The sequence below is a fragment of the Pseudenhygromyxa sp. WMMC2535 genome, from assembly GCF_011083025.2.
Genome location: NZ_JABJWV010000001.1, coordinates 1,534,763 through 1,552,628, shown reverse-complemented (window position 1 = coordinate 1,552,628; position 17,866 = coordinate 1,534,763). Strand labels below are relative to the sequence as shown.

The window sequence follows — 17,866 nt, the reverse complement described above, 5'->3', positions numbered from 1 at the left end:
TGGTGGAACCCAGCGCGGCTCCTCGCGCCGGGATTTTCACCACGGGCTCCTAGTGTGCGCGGCAGAGGACTTGAAGGGTCCCAGGCGCCGGACCGCCGGTTGCTGACGAGGCGCGAGGAGGGAGTTTGTCGGGCACAAATGACTGACGAGCAACGAAGTCAGCGGCCGGTGCTCCAAGCCTGGGGCCCTTCAAGTCCTCTGCCGCGCACACTAGCGCTGGTATCGGCCAGACTCGTCGGCGAAGGCGTCGATGGAGATGCCCGCGGCGCGCGCGAGGGTCTTGAGCGCGACCTTCGCGTGCAGGGTCTCTTCATAGTCGAGCCCCAAGCTGGCGACCGCGCCCTGGAAGTCCTTGGTCGAGAAGGCCTTGATATTACCCCCGACCACCCAGCTCAGCGCGGTGACGATCCCCTTGGTCATGCGCGAGCTGGTCATGATGGCGACCTTCATGTCGCCATTGGTCTCGGAGAAGGCCTTGTTGGAGGCCGCGCGCTGTGACGCCGAGGGCCCGGTCCGTTGGGTGTAGACCAAGATGCCTTTGATCTTGGCAGCGTGTTTGGTGACATCCTCGAGGTAAGCCTGCCAATCCTCGTCGGATGGATCCTGGGGGGTATGGACCACCACGTGTACCGCTCCGCGAACAGCCTGCCAGTACATGGTGCTGGGCACGCACGAAGTCTACATGAATCTGTGAGAGGTGCATCGCTGCTCAAAACAGCGTGAAGGCCGTGCGTGGGGCTGCGTGATGCGCGTAAGCGCTCAGGGCGCAGGCTCTCCCCTCACCGAGTGGACAGGTCGCTACACTCCCTCCAGTGGGGTGTCCCTCCGGGGAGCAAACGAGGGGTCTCGCCCGAAATGTGCGAAGGAGCGATCGATTGGGCCAAAAGACCACTCCGACGGTAATTTGATACGGGTAATTTTGAACCACAGAATAGGCGTGATTTATCGGGCTGGGGATGTTGTTGACCCCGCCGTGCTCGGCTTGTCGTGACTGCGCTTCGTAGACCATGAAACCTCTGGAGATCACTCGTCCGCGAGAGACGATCGCCGAGGCCCTCGCGCGCGTGTTGGTCTCGTTTGGCGTCCGGCGGGGCTTTGGGCTGATCGGCGGTGGGATTGCACGTTTTTGCGCAGCGATGCGTGACGCGGGGATCAATCTGATTCACGCGCGTCACGAGACTGGGGCGGCGTTCATGGCCAGCGAGGCGCACTTCGCCTCGGGGGAGCCCGTCGTGGTGTTCACGACGACGGGCCCCGGTGCGAGCAACGCGATCACGGGGCTGATCTCGGCCGCCTGCGACGGCGCGAAGATCATCACCGTCGCGGCGGCGACCAACCACGGCGAGCGCGCGCGTCGAGCCTTTCAGGAGACTGGGCCGGGCGCCATGGACATCTCGGCCTGGGTGGGGAGCCCGCAACATCAGCTGCAATTCGTGCTCGAGAGCCCAAACCAGCTGCCGATGCTGTGCCGTCAGCTCGCCGTGGGCCTCGCTCGCCCGGGCGGTTTTGTGGCCAACTTGATGCTCCCATTGTCGGTTCAGGCCGCGCTCTCGCCGATCTCGATGAAGCCGATGGCGCTGCCGCTCCCGCCCCTGGGCAGCGGGGCGGCGGTCATCCCCGAGGTCTACGAGCGCCTGGCGTCGGGGAAGTTCGTGATCTGGGTTGGCTTTGGCGCGCGAGAACACGCCGCGGAGGTGCTCGCGTTCGCCGAGCGAACCGGCGTCCCGGTCATGGCCTCGCCGCGGGCCAAGGGCATCTTCCCCGAGTCACATCCTCAATACCTCGGGGTCACGGGGATGTTCGGCGGCCACGATCGCGTCCAGCGACATCTCCGCAAGTACCCCGTGGATCACATCTTGGTCCTCGGCAGCCGCCTGGGCGAGGCGACCTCTTGTTACGACCCGGTGCTCGCGCCCCAGGAGAGCCTGATCCACGTCGACGTCGACCCCTCGGTGTTCGGCCTCGGCTACCCGGAGGTCGAGACGGTCGGGGTCGTGGCGGACATCGGCGAGTTCCTCCCGCGGCTGCGCGCGTGCTGGACCTCGCCTTGCGCGCGCCAGCTCAACGAGACCAAGCCGGTGCTCGTGCCGCCGCCGGGGAACCCCGGCCCGATCCACCCCTGCCAGCTGATGGCCGCGATCCAGCGCGTGGTCGTCGAAGGCTCCACGGCCACGGTGCTCGCCGACGTGGGCAACGCCTTCGCCTGGGCCAACCTCGAGCTGCGCTTCGATACCCCGGGGCGCTACCGGATCTCGCCGAGCTTCGCGGCCATGACCCACGCGTCATCGGGCGTGGTCGGGGCCGCCCTGGCCAGCGAGGTCCCGGCGGTGGCGATCGTCGGCGACGGCGCCATGCTCATGGGCAACGAGCTGAGCACGGCGGTCAAGCACGACGCCGAGGCCAAGTGGATCATCCTCAACGACTCCTCCTACGGGATGGTCCGCCACGGCATGAAGGCCGTCGGCCTCGAGCCCTTCGAGACCGACATCCCGCGCACGGACTTCGTCGGCTACGCCCGAGCCCTGGGCGCCGCTGGCCTGCGCGTGCGCGACGTCGACGAGCTCGAACCCGCGCTCGAGGCGATGCTCGCCATGCCCGGCCCCGTCGTCGTCGACGTGACCATCGACCCCGAGCCCGCGCCGCCTTTTGGGCGGCGCAACGCCAGCCTCGAGAAGCTGTGGAGCTGAAGCACATGGACGAAGTGCGCATGAAGAGCATCCTGATCGTCGGCGGAGGGACGGCCGGGTGGATGAGCGCGGCCTACCTCCAGCGCGCGCTGGGCGAGGGTGTACGCATCACCTTGGTCGAGTCCTCGAGCGTCGGCCGCGTCGGCGTCGGCGAGGCCACGGTCCCGACCATGGTCGAGACCCTGCGCTTTTTGGGCATCGACGAGCGCGCGTTCATGCGCCGCTGCAACGCCACCTTCAAGGCCGCGATCAAGTACGTCGGCTGGGCCAGGGGCGGTCAGGGCGATGAGGGCGCCGAGCCCGACGAGTTCTTTCACCCCTTCTTCGACCGCCCCGAGGCGCTCGCGCAGCCCTTTGGCCGCGGCCACTTCCCCTTCATTGGCGAGGGCTTCTCCACGGCCCAGCTGTGGGCGCAGGGGGCTGGCGCTGGACTGGTTGAGGGACTGGGCGAGGGGCTGGGCGAGAGCGCCCGGCGCTTCGACCGGGCCTGCTCGACGATCCCCGCGCTGTGCGACGCCCAGCGCTTTGGCCCGGCGCGGCTGCCGGGCTCGCGGACCTTGCAGTACGCCTATCACCTCGACGCCGGGCTGTTCGCCGAGATGCTGTGCGAGCTCGCCTGCGCGCGCGGGGTCGAGCGCCGCATCGAGCACATCGCCGCCGTCGAGCTCGACGCGCGCGGCTTCATCGACGAGCTGCGGACCGAGTCGGGCGAGCGCCTGCGCGCGGACTTCTACGTCGACTGCTCGGGCTTTCGCGGCCTGCTGATCAACGGCGCCCTCGGCGAGCCCTTCGAGAGCGACGCTCGCTACCTCGCCTGTGATCGCGCCGTGGCCATCCCCGCCAGCTACGATCGCAGCGCCGGCGTCCCGCCCTACACCCAGGCCACGGCGCTGAGCGCCGGGTGGTCGTGGCGCGTGCCCCTCTACCACCGCTACGGCTGCGGCTACGTCTACTCGAGCGAGCACCTCGAGCCCGAGGCCGCCGAGGCCGAGCTGCGCGCGCTGATCGGCCCGGGCGCCGGCGAGCAGGCCAACCACATCCGCATGCGGATCGGTCGCTGCCGCAACGCCTGGGTCCGCAACTGCGTGGCCGTGGGCCTGTCGAGCGCCTTCTTGGAGCCGCTCGAGTCCACGGCGATCTTCTCGGTCGAGTATCAGCTCGCCCACCTCGTCAACCTCTTCCCCTCCAAGCGCTTCGCCCCTGCGCGGCTGCGTCGCTACAACCAGGTGGTCGCCGAGATGTATGACCACCTGCGCGACTTCATCGTGATGCACTACTGCACGACCTCGCGCGGTGACACGCCCTTTTGGCGGCGGGTCCGCGATGAGCTGCCGATCCCCGACTCGCTCGCCGAGACCCTCGAGGCCTACCGCGTGGGCGTGCTGCCCGACGACAACCTGCACTTTCGCCTGTTTCGCGCGCGCAGCTACATGGCGATCCTCGCGGGCATGGGGCGCCTGCCCGAGTACGGCCCGCCGATCCTCGACCACTTCGCCGCGGGCACGGGCGCCGAGATCTTCAGGGAGCTCGCCGAGCGCACCCGGGCCCAGCTGCGCGAGCTCCCGGCCCACGCCGACTACGTCCGCGGCCTGCACGAGGGAGAGGAGGGCGACGATGACCGCCTCACTGCGTGAGGTCGCCCTGCGCAGCCTGGCCGTGGCCGTGCCCGAGCGGGTACGAACCAACGCCGAGCTCGCCGAGCGCCACCCCGAGCTCGTCCGCCGCCCGGAGCGGGGCAGCCTCGACCGGATCATGACCAACGCCGAGAGCCGGCCCGAGATGGCCAAGATCGACGCGTCGATCCTGCCCTACATCGACGACCCCTTCCGCGGCGTCGTCGAGCGCCGGAGCCTGAGCGGGGACGAGACGAGCATCGGCCTCGAGGTCGCCGCCGGGCGCGAGGCCATCGCCCGCGCCGGGCTCGCGCCCGCGGACATCGACCTGCTGATCAGCGTGGGCTTCCTGCCCCACCACGTGGGCATCGGCAACGCCGTCTACGTCGCCCGCGAGCTCGGCCTGCGCGGGGCGGCCTGGAACCTCGAGTCGGCCTGCGCCGGCCCGCTCAACGCGCTGCAAAACGCCTTCGCGCTGGTCCGCGCTGGCGAGTACGCGCGCGTGCTGGTCACCGTGTCTTGCGCCTACACCCGCTTCGCCCGCGAGGACGACACCTTGTCGTGGTTCCTGGGCGACGGCGCCGGGGCCTTCGTGATCGCCAGCGAGGGCCCGGGGGCGGAGCACCTGTCGAGCTACAGCATGCACACCGCCGACACCTGCGGGAGCTGGTACTACCAGCTCGAGCTCGACGACGCCGGCGCGCCGGCCCGGGTCATGCGCGCGCACCCGGACACGGGCAAGCTCATGCGCGGGACCGTGGAGAAGCACCTGCGGCGCTGCTGCGAGGGCGCCCTCGAGCGCGCCGGCCTCGCGCTCGGTGACATCGACTTCTTCGTCTTCCACACCCCGACGGCCTGGTTTCGCGACTTCGCCTGCGCCGCCCTCGGCGTCGACCCGCAGCGGGCCGCGAACTGCTACCAGCACTACGCCAACGTCGGCCCGGCCCTGACGCCGATCAACCTGCACTACGCCGCGGTCACCGAGAAGATCGCTCCGGGGGCGCGGGTGCTGGTCTACGGCCCGGGGAGCGTGTCGTCCGCGGCGGCCATGATCCTGCGCTGGGGCGAGGTCGGTCTGGGACCTGTCCCGGCCAAAGTGAGCTATTCGTAGCCGCGCCTAGCCGCTCGCGCGTTGTCCGCGAGCGGGCCGGATTCGGGGCCCGAGCAGAAGCGCTTTACACTCGGGCATGGCCACCATCCGCGCCATCGCCCAGATCGGTGAGCCGGTCCTCCGTCAGGTCGCCCGCGAGGTCGAGCCCGACGAGCTGAACACCCCGGGGATCCAGGGCTTCATCGACGACCTGATTGCGACCATGCGCCACGCCAACGGGGCCGGCCTGGCCGCCAACCAGGTGTTCGAGCCGCTGCAGATCTGCGCGCTCGAGGTCGATCAAAACCCCCGCTACCCCTACAAGCCCAAGATCCCGCTCACGATCCTGGTCAACCCCAAGCTCGAGGCGATCGGCGACGAGACCTTCGTGAACTACGAGGGCTGCCTGTCCGTGCCCAACTTGCGCGGCGAGGTCCGCCGTCACGCGCGGCTGCGCGTCCGCGCTCTCGACCGCCACGGCCAGCCCCTGGACTTCGAGGCCCAGGGCGTGAGCGCCGGGACCTACCAGCACGAGGTCGACCACCTCTTCGGCAAGCTCTTCGTCGATCGCGTCGAAGAGCCGACCAGCCTGTGCACCTGGGAGAGCTTCCGCCGCCACCGCGAGGCCGAGTTCCGCGCCCGGGTCGAGGCCCTGGTCGCGCGCTTTGGCAGCTGAGCGAGTCGCCGTCATGCGCATCGATCTGCTCGAGCACTTCGCCACCATCGTGGGCCCCGCGGACGCCATCGTCCCGCTCTTCGACGCCGCGATGCTCTACTCGTCCGCGCTCCAAGACGGCGACGTCTGGGCCGAGGTCAAGGCCGCCCGCCACGAACTCGAGGAGGCCGCGCTCGACAACTGCCGCGGCCGCGGCGGGCCGGTGGAGGTCACCGAGTCCGTGCTCGCCTTCATGCATCGCCACCACTTCGTCGGCAACGTCGAGGACTACGAAGATCCGCGCAACAGCCTGATGGATCGGGTGCTCGAGCGTCGCCTCGGCCTGCCGATCAGCCTCTCGGTGCTGGCCATGCACCTGTGCGAGCGCTGCGGGGTCGAGCTCCACGGCGTGTCCTTTCCGGGCCACTTCCTCGTCGGCCTCGAGCTCGAGTCCGACGCGCCCAAGGTATGGGACCCCTTCCGCGGGGGCCGTCGCCTCGACCTCGAGGACCTCGCCGAGCTCTTCTCCAGCGTGGTCGGCCAGACCGTCGAGGCCGAGTCCGCGCGGCTGCGATCGACCCTGGTGCCCTGCCCCTCGCGGATGGTGCTGACCCGCATGCTCGAGAACCTGCGCCGCCACTACGCCCGCGCCGGCGAGCGCGAGCGGGTCGCGGATACTCTCGAGTTGCTCGCCGTACTCCACCCCGACGTGGCGCGGATCCGCGAGCTACTGGCCGAGCAGCCTGGTCGTCGCCACCTGCTGAACTGAGAGTCTGTGAGCGAAAGTTCGATCATTACAGGAGGGGTCGTTCGCGGTGAGTGAAGTGCGCGGCCGTGCTAGCTTGCGCCGCGATGATGATTGCCATGACTGTTGTGATGAACTCGAGGCGAGGCGCCCCCGCGGCGGGCCTGGCCGCGCTCTTGCTCGCGCCGCTTTGTGGGTGCCCGAGCGAGGCGAGCGAAGACGGCGAGGCCGGGGCCGAGACGGGCAGCGAGGAGGAGGGCAGTGGCGACACGGGGGCGGGCACGGGCACGCAGACGGGCGAGGAGGAGGTGGGCACGAGCTCGACGGATACGGGCGGACAAGACGAGACCGAGGACAGCGGCGAGACCGAGGACAGCGCCGAGACCACCGGGGGCGACGGCCTGGTGTCGGTGTTCGTGGCCCAGGGCAAGTTCGGGCGCAGCACGATGTCCTGCGACGACGGGCAGACGTGGATCCACGAGCGTGCCTACGACTCCGAGGGCGCCTCGGAGGCCTGCGACGCCGTCCAGTCGGTGGTCTGCTTCGACGGTCCGTGCAGCTTCTGGGACGTCGATGACGCGGCCTGCGAGATGCAGGACAGCTGCGACTGCGACCACAGCCCGGGGGCGAGCACCGGCCTGGCGGCGGGTCAGGGCGTGTTCGCGGCGGCGTGGGGCTGGGGCCCAAAAGGCGCGCTCAAGTACAGCGCCGACGGGGCGAGCTGGGCGGTCGGCTACCCCGACACCACCCAGGCGGGGATCGCCTTTGGCAACGGGACGTTCATCGCGGGCAGCCGGACGCCCAGGGTCTCGGCCGACGGGATCACCTGGGTCGACGGCGGCGAGGCGGACTTCCGCAACGAGAACGACGAGGTGATCTGGAACGCCAGGACCATGGGCTTCGCCGAGGTCGGCGGCGGCGTGTTCGTGGCCGGGGCGTCCTCGGGCGAGAACACGGACCTGATGATCAGCAGCGACGACGGCCAGAGCTGGACGCGGCCCACGAACAGCTGGGCCTGCGGGGGCAGCTTCGCGGGGGTGGCCGGCGGCAACGGGGCGATCGTCGTGGTCTTCGGCGACAAGGCCTGTCGCAGCGTCGACGAGGGCGCGAGCTTCGAGCTCGTCGACTTCGCCGGTGGGGCGGACGTGGTCTTCGACGGCGAGCAATTCATGAGCTGGGGCGCCGGCCAGCGCTGGATCAGCGTCGACGGGGCGAGCTGGACGGGCACGGCGCTCGAGATCTCCGGCCTGCCCGAAGGCCACAACTTCAGCCTGGGCCCCGTGGCACGCAGCGAGGAGACGGGCACCCATGTGTCCGTGCGCAGCGGCTGGAAGGTCTGGTACGCGGCCCAGGACTTCTATCGCAGCGAAGACGGCCTGAGCTGGGAGGTCCTGCCCAGCGAGAGCTTCGTGGGCAGCCACCCGATCACCCACATCGAGTATGGGCGCCTGGCCCAGGAGGCCTGCGAGTGAGGCGGGTGTTCGAGGTCGGCAAAAAAGTCCGCTGAGCGCGCGACGATTGCTCTATGCTCTGGCTCCGCATCGATAGGAGCCCACGATCGAATGAGCACAGCTGAACTCAAGTCCCGCGAGGAGATCGAGAAATCGTTCACCTCGCTGCTTCGCGCCCATCGCCACCAAGCCAGTCAGATCGAGACCAAGGCCGAGGTGGCCGAGCGCGCCCGCGAGCGCGAAGTGGTCGAGAGCGCCTCGACCTATACCGTCGAGAACATCGTCAAGGGCCTGGCCGAGCTCCAGCTCGAGTTCTCGTCGAGCCTCGAGTCTCTGGCCGAGCGCATGGACGACGAGGCCCGCAAGGTCGTCGAGCTCAAGCGCGCGATCGAGATCGAGAGCCGCCACCTGGTCGAGCTCGAGAACCTCAGCGTCGCGGCCGAGGCCCTGGCCCTGCTCAAGCAAGATCACGCGCGCAAGCTCGCCGAGCTCGAGCGCGGCAGCGCCGACAACCTGGCCGAGCTCGACGAGGAGATCGCCGAGCAGCGCGAGGACTGGGCCCGCGCGGCGAGCGAGCGCGAGGAGGCGGCCAAGGCCTTCGTGGCCGAGCGCGACAAGCAGCGCTCGCAGGCCGCGGAGGAGCACAGCTACGCCCTCGCCCGCGAGGACAAGCTGCGCGCCGACGAGCAGGCCGGGCAAAAGCTCGCCCTCGAGCGCGAGCTGGCCGAGTCCGCGGCCAGCAAGCAAAAGGACTGGAGCGCGCGCGAGGCCGCCCTCGACGCCCGCGCCGAGGACATCACGGCGATGCGCGCCAAGGTCGAGGGGATCGAGACCGCGCTCGAGCAGGCCGAGAGCGAGGCCCGGGCCAAGGCGATCGCCAGCGTCAAGCGCGACGCGGATCACGAGGCCGACCTCCTCGCCCGCGAGACCGCGAGCAACGTCGAGGTCTTCGAGCTCAAGATCGAGACCCTCGAGCAGCGCATCGCCGATCAGGGCGCGGAGATCGAGGGGCTGTCCGGGCGTCTGCGCGACGCCCTCGCCCAGGCGCAGAAGCTGGCGAGTCAGGCCCTCGAGGGTCCGCGCGCCGAGAAGAAGAAGTAGCGAGCGCGGAGGAGCACGACCATGTCCAGCCCCATCAAAGACATCAGCAAGCGCGACACCAAGGCGGTGATCTTCTCGGCCTACGAGGAGCTCTCTTCCGCCTACCGGGCGCTCGAGAAGCAGTACAACGCGGCGCTCAAGGCCAAGCCCAAGGCCCTGCCGGCGGCCCCGGACGCGGGCGCGGGCGAAGGCGCGGCGCCCCAGGCCGCGGCCAGTCCCGCGGGCGCCAGCCTCTCGGCCCAGCTCACGGCCGTCGGCGGCCGCCTGGGTGACTACACCTCCGGCCTCCAGCGCAACCTCAGCGCCGAGGCCGTGACCTTGAGCAGCATCCACGAGCGCGTCGAGACCCTGACCAAGCGGCTGACCGAGCTCTACGCCGTCGAGGTCGGCGAGGGCGCCCTCGCCAAGCTGATCGCCGACTACGAGGCGACGGCGGAGGCCGCCAAGCAGGAGCTGTCGAGCAAGTCCGAGGCCGCCGACAAGGCGCTGGCCGCCAAGCGCGAGGCCTGGGCCAAGGAGAAGGCCGCCCACGAGGCCGAGCTCGCCGGGCAGGCGGCCGAGCTCGACAAGTCGCGGACGCGCGAGGCCGAGACCTACGCCTACGACCTCGACCAGGCCCGCAAGCGCGAGCGAGACGAGCGCGAGCAGGCGGCCAAGGCCTTCGCGGCCGAGCTCGCCGAGCTGCGCGAGACCAAGCAGGCCGAGTGGGACGCCCGCGAGCAGGCGGTGAGCGAGCGCGAGGCCGAGCTCGCCGAGCTCGAGCAGACCTGCGAGGGCCTCGACGAGGCGCTCGCCGAGGCCCGCAAGCGCGGCGAGGGCGAGGGCATGGGCGTCGCCCGGCGCGAGACCAAGGTCGCCGCCGAGCTGGCCAAGAAGGACGCGGCCGGCAAGACCCGGGTCTACGAGCTGCGCATCGCCTCGCTTGAGGAGACCCTGGCCAAGCAGGCCGCGCAGATCGGGGGCCTGAGCCAGCAGCTCGACACGGCGATCAGCCAGGCCCAGGACCTGGCCGTCAAGGCCATCGAGGGCTCGTCGAACTCGACATCCTTCGAGGCGATCCGCGAGATCGCCATGGAGCAGGCCAAGAACTCCGGCAAGGGCAAGTAGCGCAGCCGGCGGCCGGGGGAGGGGGTCCCCGGCCGCCGGCCATCATTCACGAGTCAGGTTCGTTCACAGGTAGAGCAGGGCGAAGTCTTGCCGACCCTCGCTGCTGTCGCAGGTCTCGATGGTGAAGGTCTTGCCTCCGTCGTCGCTCGACGACGCGGTCACGCAGTTGCCACCGCCCCGGTTGCGGATCTGGAAGTCGTTGGAGGCGTCGCTCGAGGTGTTGTCGGCGAAGGTGAAGAGCTGGCGGTTCTTGCTGGTGTCGCAGCTGCGCAGCTGCAAGGTGGTGCTCGAGCGGTGCAGACACATGCCCGAGGCCACGTGCTCGATCATGTGGTAGCTGCCCTCCTCGACGAACTCGAACAGCTGATCGTCGTCGTCCTCGTTGCAGTCGCGCTGCTCGATGTCCGTCTCCTCGGCTGTGCTCCCCCCGGTGTCGAAGCACTTGCCGTGCTCGGCCCCGCGGATGTGCCAGCTCTTGGACAGGCCGGAGCTGGTCGAGTACATGGACATGGACGAGATCTTGTCGTTCATGCCGTAGTCGCCGAAGTAGGACGCGGACGAAGAGGCGCCCCAGGGCATGATGTTGTTGAAGGTGACGGCGTCGTCGGTCCAGTCGCTGTCCTTGTAGAAGGTGATGATCATGTCCGCGTTGGGCATCAGCAGGCTGCTGAGCTCGTTGTTCCACTTGCTGAACTTGTAGTGCGACTCGATCTTGTAGGTGTCGGAGAAGTCGCTGTCGGCGGAGAAGATCGCGTCGATCCTACTGGTGTGGCAAAAGGACATGCCCCAGCCGTCGAAGTCGGCGTGCTGGAAGGTCTCGGCGCAGTAGTCGTCGAGGCCGTCGCCGATCACCGGGCTGACGTGGTCGTTGACGTGGTCGGTGATCACTGCGTGGGAGCTGCTGGTATCGCTGTGCCCGTAGAGCACGCCGACGACCTCGTAGCTGTCGCCCGAGGCGCGGAGCATGGGCCCGCCCGAATCGCCACTTTCGACGTTGGCGATGCTGTTTTTGTTGTCGGTCGTCGCGTACTTGTAGTCTGTGTTGCCGGAGTAGGTGACGACGCTCGTGACCGTCTCGGCGCCGTAGTGCTTGGTGTCGTTGCCGCCGAAGCCGATCAGGATCACATCGTCGCCGTTGAGATCGCTGTTGTTGGCGATCGAGCCGAGCGGGTAGGTCGAGGCGAAGGTGCCCTTGCCAAACTTCACGAACGCGATGTCGCGGGAGTAGTAGTCGGAGTAGGCGCTATCTTCGATCGTGTAGTTGTCGTAGATGTCCTCCGACATGATGAAGTGGCTCGAGTACTTGCCCTCGGCGTCATCGTTGTCGCCGTTGCCTTCGCGGACTTTGATCCAGTCGAAGACGTTGTCGCCCGACTTGAGACAGTGCGCGGCGGTGACCAGCAGATCGTCGGCGATCGCGGTCGCGGTGCAGGTCGTGTTCGCGCTGGATTCGATGCGGACGACGGGGGTGAAGTCTGTGGTCGAAGTGCCGTCGTTGAGGCGCGGCTTGGCGTCGGCGGTCGGGGACTCGATCTCGTCGATACCCTCGGTGAGCGGGGTGAGGTGGATGGGGGCCGCGGGGGCGCGCACGCCCTCGGGGGTCTCCTCGCTGTGTGCCGCCTCCTCGTCGGGGACCCCGGAGATGTACTCGACCTCCTCGATCTGGTCCGCGGGGTCCTGCTCGAGGAGCTCGTCGTCGAGGCTCTCGCCGTCGCAGGCGGGCAAGGCCGCGCCGAGGAGGAGGGTGGAGAGCGTGATGAGGGGCTTGATCTTGTCTTGTCGCATGACCTTGTTCCTGGGGAGCACCGAGCAGTGCCGGGAGCGGCTTGGAGGGATTGCGTGTGCATGAAAAAAAACGAGATGGCCTCGCGGGCCGCACCGAGAGCCACAGAACTGGTAAATTCGACCCGCTGTGCCACGGAAAAGGCGCACCTTGGCTGGGGTCTCCTGAAAGCTCGACGCCGCGTCCGGGTTCTCATCGGTGATGCGAGGATTCACCAACTCATTGGCTGCGGCACTCTCGACGGCGATCGTGATGTTTGCCAGCGGCTGCGTCAGCGTGGCGCCCCCGGTGCGCATGGGTCAGTACGGCGCGCCCGGGCGCATGGACGCGGGTATGGTCGAGGCTGGCGGTGGCGTCGACCTGTATGGGCTCGCGCTCTCCGGCGGTCCGAGCCTGGGCTACGGGATCACGCAGAAGGTCTCGGTCGAGGCGGGGGCCGAGGTCGCCGAGGGCGAGCGTGCGATCGGCTGGGCCGGCGCTCGCTATACGCCGCTCCATCCGGACGGTAGGCGCTTCGCCCTGACCCTCGATCTCGAGGGCGGAGCGGGGGCCGGCGTGGGCGGTCGGCGCTGCGATGACGAGGGCTGCGACGACGACGCGGCCGACTTTCGCCGCCCCGCGGGCGGCGGCTATCTCGGGGTCGGCCTCGGCGGAAAGCTGGCGTGGTTCTCCCCTTGGCTGCGCCTGCGCACCCAAGTCAGCGTGGCCGAGGAGATCCCCGTGACCTCGACGACCACCGCGATGGCGGGGCTGCAATTCTCGATCGCCGAAGTTGCCCACATCTACGTGAGCTCCGGGGGCTACCTGATCGCCAATCGGGAGCTCACGAGGTTGGGATGGTTCGTGGTCGACGGCGGCCTGAGCTTCACGATTGCGACGCCCAGGACTCGGCGCATGCGGGCCGAGCGAGCGCAGCGGGCCGCCCGGGAGTGAGGGCAGACCCGCGGGCCCCGAGCGCGCGAGCGGGGTCTGCGGACAGCCTCGGTGTCGGGCACGTGGGGCGGGCCAAAAGATTCAACCTGGGGCGTTCCTCCGTGACCCCCACCGCGCCCCGCAGGGTCCACAGGGTCCCGGCGCTGGGGTGGTGCTAGACTCGCAGGCGTTCCTTGCGCGAGTCGACCCGATACGGCCTCTCGGGGGCCCTCTCCATCGTCGCCCACGGCCTCTTCGTGGCGGCCTTCGTGTGGGCCGTGGAGGTCCGCGAGACCTTGCCCGAGCTCAGCGAGGTCGACGACGAGCTGCCCACCTACGAGATCGACTTCATCGACTTCGAGGCCAAGGAGATCGAGCCCGACGCGGCCCAGGGCGAGCCGGAGCCCGAGCAGCCCGAGCCCGAGACGCCGGATCCCCCCGCCGAGGAGGAGGCCGCGCCCCCGCCCACGCCGCTGCCCGAGGATCCCCAGGCCGAGGAGGCCGCCCCCGAGCCCGAGCCCGAGCCGGAGCCCGAACCCAAGCCCAAGTTCGGCGAGCGCCGCTCCAAGATCACGGCCATGGTCCCGCCCAACGCGACGTGGACCTTGATGCTGGCCAACAAGCGCGTCAAGAAGCTGCCCTTCCGCGACGCGGCCACCGAGATCATGGCTCCGCTCTCGGACTTCCAACTGCTCGTCGACGAGGCCGGCTTCGACGTGTGGGAGGACTTCGACTTCATCGTCATGGGCAGCCCCGACGCCACGGACCAGACCCAGGCCTTCGTGGCGGTGCAGTACGGCTTTGGCCACGACGAGATGCGCGCGGCCATCGACCGCGCCAGCGCGCGGCGGGGGATGAGCGTCGACTGGCGCAGCCAGGGCGAGGGCAAGCGTCAGGCGTGGATTGGGGACCCGCACTACGAGGATCCCGACCTCGAGGAGCGCAGCCGCGACGATCGCCAGTTCGTGCTCGTCCCCGGGGACGAGGTGGCGATCTATGTGCGCGAGGCCTTCGTCGAGCAGGTCGCCGCCGGCCCCGACGCGAGCAAGGGCAAGACCTCGGCCAACTTCGTGGCCAACATCGGCAAGATGCGCCGCTACACCTACGCCGAGCCCAAGGCGGGGGTGCAGGTGGTGCTCGAGGACATCCGCAGCATGGTCCGGGCGCCGGAGGGCTTCCCGATCGAGATCCCCAGCCGCGCCGAGCTGATGTGGGAGGCCGCCAAGTCCCCGGAGCTGGTCATCAAGCTCGACTTCCTCGAGAGCGCCCACGCCGAGGGGGCGAAGCAGTACTGGGAAGAGAAGCTCGAGGCCGACCTGCGCAAGCTTGGGGCCTGGGACGTGGCCGGGGGGATCATCTCGGACACGAAGGTGGAGGTCGAGGGCGAGACCCTGGTGCTCCGCCACCAGTTCAACGAGGTCGCGGCGAGGATCGTCTTGCAGATGATCGCCAAGGAGTTTGGCAAGGCCATGCGCTACTCCAAGAAGGAGGCGGAGGCGGCCAAGGCCGAGCGCGAGCGGATGTGGGCGCTGCGCGAGGGCGGGAAGCTGACGCCCTCGGAGGCGCTGGCCAAGGCCGAGGCCGAGGCCGGACAGGTGGGGTCGGAGGAGGACGCGAAGGCGCCCGAGCAGGAGCCGAAGACGCCCGAGGACGTCGCAGAAAACGCCGCGGAGGATCCGGCCCATGCGCCGAAGCCCAATCGGGCGAAGCACGGGCAGGGGAGCGCAGCGGGGGACGAGTCGGGGATCGAGGGAGAGTCGGAGAGCGCGAGCGGAGACGAATCGGAGACCGAGGGCTGAGGTCCGGCTGCGTGGGGTAGGCCGGCCGTCGGTGGCCGGCAGCGTGGCCGGCTACTCGGAGGTTGAGAAAAAGTCTGCACGCGAGGGCTGCGGGGGCCGAAGAGATCCTCGCAATGCTCAGTACACTTCACGAAGGGCTGGTCTCACTCTTTCATCAAGACCCCGGGCTGGTCGTGCGACTGGTCCGGGGGATCGACGGTCGGATCTTGACCCGGGAGCCAGGGCGGCTGGTGGACCGTCACGCGGCCTTTCATGCAGACGCGGAGCGGGTCTTGAGGATGCTGCCGCGGAACCTGGATCTGCTGCTGGTGCACGATGACCCGGCGGACAAGGCCAACGGGGCCGCGATCGTCGTCGAGGTTCAGCTCGATCACGACCCCGAGAAGCAGCGACGGATCGCGTCTTACTTGGGGCTGGTCGTGGATCGTCACGATCTCCCCGTGCACCTCGGCGTGGTCAGTCTGGAGGACCGAGTGTCCCGAAAGCTGGCCGGCTGGGCGCTGGGGACGGCGCTGAAGGTTCAGCCCTACGTCTTCGACCGGCGAAGTGTGCCGCGGGTGAAATCGGTCTCAGAGGGGCTGAAACAGCCTGTTGACGCGATCTTGTCGGGCGCAGTGCACGGGCACCATGGGGATCTGGAGGCGGCGATGACGGCCTTGGCGGTCGCGCGGGGGCAGCCGGAGAAATTACGACAGCGCTATACTGCGACGGTGCTGGCGGCGCTCCCGGAGGAGCACCGAAAGATGATCTTGGGCGGGATGCCCGTGGAGGAACAAATGCAAGTGAGTCAATTGGAGCGAAGGTGCGGGACGTTCTTGGCTGGCCGACAGGAAGGCCGACAGGAAGGCCGGCAAGAAGGCCGAAAAGAGGGAATGCTGCGCGTCTTGGGGATGATGCTGTCTCAGCGCGGCCTGGTCCCGGATGCGGGCCAGTGGGCACGGCTGGAGGCGGCGTCGGCGGAAGAGCTGGAGGCGTGGGCCGGGCGGCTGGCCGTGGTCGACAGCGTGGCCGAGCTGCTCGGGGACTGAGAGAAAAAGTCTGCACGCGAGGGCTGCGGGGGCCGAAGAGATCCTCGCAATGCTCAGTACACTTCACGAAGGGCTGGTCTCACTCTTTCATCAAGACCCCGGGCTGGTGGTGCGCTTGGTCCGGGGGATCGACGGTCGGATCTTGACCCGGGAGCCAGGGCGGCTGGTGGACCGCCACGCGGCCTTTCATGCAGACGCGGAGCGGGTCTTGAGGATGCTGCCGCGGAACCTGGATCTGCTGCTGGTGCACGATGACCCGGCGGACAAGGCCAACGGGGCCGCGATCGTCGTCGAGGTTCAGCTCGATCACGACCCCGAGAAGCAGCGACGGATCGCGTCTTACTTGGGGCTGGTCGTGGATCGTCACGATCTCCCCGTGCACCTCGGCGTGGTCAGTCTGGAGGACCGAGTGTCCCGAAAGCTGGCCGGCTGGGCGCTGGGGACGGCGCTGAAGGTTCAGCCCTACGTCTTCGACCGGCGAAGTGTGCCGCGGGTGAAATCGGTCTCAGAGGGGCTGAAACAGCCTGTTGACGCGATCTTGTCGGGCGCAGTGCACGGGCACCATGGGGATCTGGAGGCGGCGGTGACGGCCTTGGCGGTCGCGCGGGGGCAGCCGGAGAAATTACGACAGCGCTATACTGCGACGGTGCTGGCGGCGCTCCCGGAGGAGCACCGAAAGATGATCTTGGGCGGGATGCCCGTGGAGGAACAAATGCAAGTGAGTCAATTGGAGCGAAGGTGCGGGACGTTCTTGGCTGGCCGACAGGAAGGCCGAAAAGAGGGAATGCTGCGTGTCTTGGGGATGATGCTGTCTCAGCGCGGCCTGGTCCCGGATGGGGGCCAGTGGGCACGGCTGGAGGCGGCGTCGGCGGAAGAGCTGGAGGCGTGGGCCGGACGGCTGGCCGTGGTCGACAGCGTGGCCGAGCTGCTCGGAGACTGAGAGAAAAAGTCTGCACGCGAGGGCTGCGGGGGCCGAAGAGATCCTCGCAATGCTCAGTACACTTCACGAAGGGCTGGTCTCACTCTTTCATCAGGACCCCGGGCTGGTGGTGCGCTTGGTCCGGGGGATCGACGGCCGGATCTTGACCCGGGATCCAGGGCGGCTTGTGGACCGTCACGCGGCCTTTCATGCAGACGCGGAGCGGGTCTTGAGGATGCTGCCGCGGAACCTGGATCTGCTGCTGGTGCACGATGACCCGGCGGACAAGGCCAACGGGGCCGCGATCGTCGTCGAGGTTCAGCTCGATCACGACCCCGAGAAGCAGCGACGGATCGCGTCTTACTTGGGGCTGGTCGTGGATCGTCACGATCTCCCCGTGCACCTCGGCGTGGTCAGTCTGGAGGACCGAGTGTCCCGAAAGCTGGCCGGCTGGGCGCTGGGGACGGCGCTGAAGGTTCAGCCCTACGTCTTCGACCGGCGAAGTGTGCCGCGGGTGAAATCGGTCTCAGAGGGGCTGAAACAGCCTGTTGACGCGATCTTGTCGGGCGCAGTGCACGGGCACCATGGGGATCTGGAGGCGGCGGTGACGGCCTTGGCGGTCGCGCGGGGGCAGCCGGAGAAATTACGACAGCGCTATACTGCGACGGTGCTGGCGGCGCTCCCGGAGGAGCACCGAAAGATGATCTTGGGCGGGATGCCCGTGGAGGAACAAATGCAAGTGAGTCAATTGGAGCGAAGGTGCGGGACGTTCTTGGCTGGCCGACAGGAAGGCCGGCAAGAAGGCCGAAAAGAGGGAATGCTGCGTGTCTTGGGGATGATGCTGTCTCAGCGCGGCCTGGTCCCGGATGCGGGCCAGTGGGCACGGCTGGAGGCGGCGTCGGCGGAAGAGCTGGAGGCGTGGGCCGGGCGGCTGGCCGTGGTCGACAGCGTGGCCGAGCTGCTCGGGGACTGAGAG

General features: G+C 68.7%; 15 protein-coding genes. 13 read left to right on the top strand and 2 right to left on the bottom strand.

Annotated elements, in window-relative coordinates; all coding sequences use genetic code 11:
• Positions 1-210: 210 nt before the first annotated feature.
• Complete coding sequence (locus G6O69_RS05755) at positions 211-669, bottom strand: hypothetical protein (protein WP_172302523.1); 459 nt, start codon at positions 667-669, stop codon at positions 211-213.
• A 338-nt stretch (positions 670-1,007) separates the two neighbouring features.
• Between G6O69_RS05755 and G6O69_RS05750 the strand changes: the two genes are divergently transcribed.
• The 8 genes from G6O69_RS05750 to G6O69_RS05715 all read left to right on the top strand — a co-directional run bounded on the left by G6O69_RS05750 (position 1,008) and on the right by G6O69_RS05715 (position 10,449).
• Positions 1,008-2,687 (top strand): thiamine pyrophosphate-dependent enzyme, encoded by a 1,680-nt coding sequence (locus G6O69_RS05750; RefSeq protein WP_172302522.1) that lies wholly within the window; start codon positions 1,008-1,010, stop codon positions 2,685-2,687.
• Positions 2,688-2,692: 5 nt separating this feature from the next.
• Complete coding sequence (locus G6O69_RS05745) at positions 2,693-4,321, top strand: tryptophan halogenase family protein (RefSeq protein ID WP_172302521.1); 1,629 nt, start codon at positions 2,693-2,695, stop codon at positions 4,319-4,321.
• Complete coding sequence (locus tag G6O69_RS05740) at positions 4,302-5,411, top strand: 3-oxoacyl-ACP synthase III family protein (protein ID WP_172302520.1); 1,110 nt, start codon at positions 4,302-4,304, stop codon at positions 5,409-5,411. Before G6O69_RS05745 ends, G6O69_RS05740 begins: the two co-directional genes overlap by 20 nt.
• Positions 5,412-5,487: 76 nt before the next feature.
• Entirely contained in the window at positions 5,488-6,066 is a 579-nt protein-coding gene (gene def / locus G6O69_RS05735; RefSeq protein WP_172302519.1) for a peptide deformylase, read from the top strand.
• A gap of 13 nt (positions 6,067-6,079) precedes the next feature.
• A complete protein-coding gene (locus G6O69_RS05730) occupies positions 6,080-6,814 on the top strand; it encodes a transglutaminase-like domain-containing protein (RefSeq protein ID WP_172302518.1) in 735 nt (244 codons plus the stop codon).
• A 107-nt stretch (positions 6,815-6,921) separates the two neighbouring features.
• Positions 6,922-8,262: a hypothetical protein gene (locus G6O69_RS05725; RefSeq protein ID WP_172302517.1), complete on the top strand. Its 1,341-nt coding sequence runs from the start codon at positions 6,922-6,924 to the stop codon at positions 8,260-8,262.
• A 90-nt stretch (positions 8,263-8,352) separates the two neighbouring features.
• Positions 8,353-9,342: a hypothetical protein gene (locus G6O69_RS05720; protein ID WP_172302516.1), complete on the top strand. Its 990-nt coding sequence runs from the start codon at positions 8,353-8,355 to the stop codon at positions 9,340-9,342.
• A gap of 21 nt (positions 9,343-9,363) precedes the next feature.
• Positions 9,364-10,449, top strand: coding sequence for a hypothetical protein (locus G6O69_RS05715; protein WP_172302515.1), 1,086 nt, complete (start codon positions 9,364-9,366; stop codon positions 10,447-10,449).
• A gap of 63 nt (positions 10,450-10,512) precedes the next feature.
• Here the strand turns inward: G6O69_RS05715 and G6O69_RS05710 are convergent, their stop codons facing one another.
• Positions 10,513-12,234, bottom strand: a complete 1,722-nt coding sequence (locus G6O69_RS05710) for a ricin-type beta-trefoil lectin domain protein (protein ID WP_172302514.1) — start codon at positions 12,232-12,234, stop codon at positions 10,513-10,515.
• A gap of 220 nt (positions 12,235-12,454) precedes the next feature.
• Between G6O69_RS05710 and G6O69_RS05705 the strand changes: the two genes are divergently transcribed.
• From G6O69_RS05705 to G6O69_RS05685, 5 genes are all read left to right on the top strand, one after another.
• The gene (locus G6O69_RS05705; protein ID WP_172302513.1) at positions 12,455-13,165 is read left to right on the top strand and encodes a hypothetical protein; all 711 of its coding nucleotides are present in this window, start codon (positions 12,455-12,457) and stop codon (positions 13,163-13,165) included.
• A 173-nt stretch (positions 13,166-13,338) separates the two neighbouring features.
• Complete coding sequence (locus tag G6O69_RS05700; RefSeq protein WP_172302512.1) at positions 13,339-14,943, top strand: hypothetical protein; 1,605 nt, start codon at positions 13,339-13,341, stop codon at positions 14,941-14,943.
• Positions 14,944-15,221: 278 nt separating this feature from the next.
• Entirely contained in the window at positions 15,222-15,971 is a 750-nt protein-coding gene (locus G6O69_RS05695; protein WP_217909777.1) for a hypothetical protein, read from the top strand.
• Between the two features lie 214 nt (positions 15,972-16,185).
• Complete coding sequence (locus G6O69_RS05690) at positions 16,186-16,911, top strand: hypothetical protein (protein WP_217909776.1); 726 nt, start codon at positions 16,186-16,188, stop codon at positions 16,909-16,911.
• Between the two features lie 214 nt (positions 16,912-17,125).
• Entirely contained in the window at positions 17,126-17,863 is a 738-nt protein-coding gene (locus G6O69_RS05685; RefSeq protein ID WP_217909775.1) for a hypothetical protein, read from the top strand.
• The last annotated feature ends 3 nt before the right edge of the window (positions 17,864-17,866 follow it).

Coding starts and splice junctions, on each gene's coding strand:
- G6O69_RS05695 (WP_217909777.1), top strand. CDS start 15,222: ATGCTGCCGCGGAACCTGGATCTGCTGCTGGTGCACGATGACCCGGCG.
- G6O69_RS05730 (WP_172302518.1), top strand. CDS start 6,080: ATGCGCATCGATCTGCTCGAGCACTTCGCCACCATCGTGGGCCCCGCG.
- G6O69_RS05690 (WP_217909776.1), top strand. CDS start 16,186: ATGCTGCCGCGGAACCTGGATCTGCTGCTGGTGCACGATGACCCGGCG.
- G6O69_RS05725 (WP_172302517.1), top strand. CDS start 6,922: ATGAACTCGAGGCGAGGCGCCCCCGCGGCGGGCCTGGCCGCGCTCTTG.
- G6O69_RS05710 (WP_172302514.1), bottom strand. CDS start 12,234: ATGCGACAAGACAAGATCAAGCCCCTCATCACGCTCTCCACCCTCCTC.
- G6O69_RS05745 (WP_172302521.1), top strand. CDS start 2,693: ATGGACGAAGTGCGCATGAAGAGCATCCTGATCGTCGGCGGAGGGACG.
- G6O69_RS05685 (WP_217909775.1), top strand. CDS start 17,126: ATGCTGCCGCGGAACCTGGATCTGCTGCTGGTGCACGATGACCCGGCG.
- def (WP_172302519.1), top strand. CDS start 5,488: ATGGCCACCATCCGCGCCATCGCCCAGATCGGTGAGCCGGTCCTCCGT.
- G6O69_RS05715 (WP_172302515.1), top strand. CDS start 9,364: ATGTCCAGCCCCATCAAAGACATCAGCAAGCGCGACACCAAGGCGGTG.
- G6O69_RS05720 (WP_172302516.1), top strand. CDS start 8,353: ATGAGCACAGCTGAACTCAAGTCCCGCGAGGAGATCGAGAAATCGTTC.
- G6O69_RS05740 (WP_172302520.1), top strand. CDS start 4,302: ATGACCGCCTCACTGCGTGAGGTCGCCCTGCGCAGCCTGGCCGTGGCC.
- G6O69_RS05750 (WP_172302522.1), top strand. CDS start 1,008: ATGAAACCTCTGGAGATCACTCGTCCGCGAGAGACGATCGCCGAGGCC.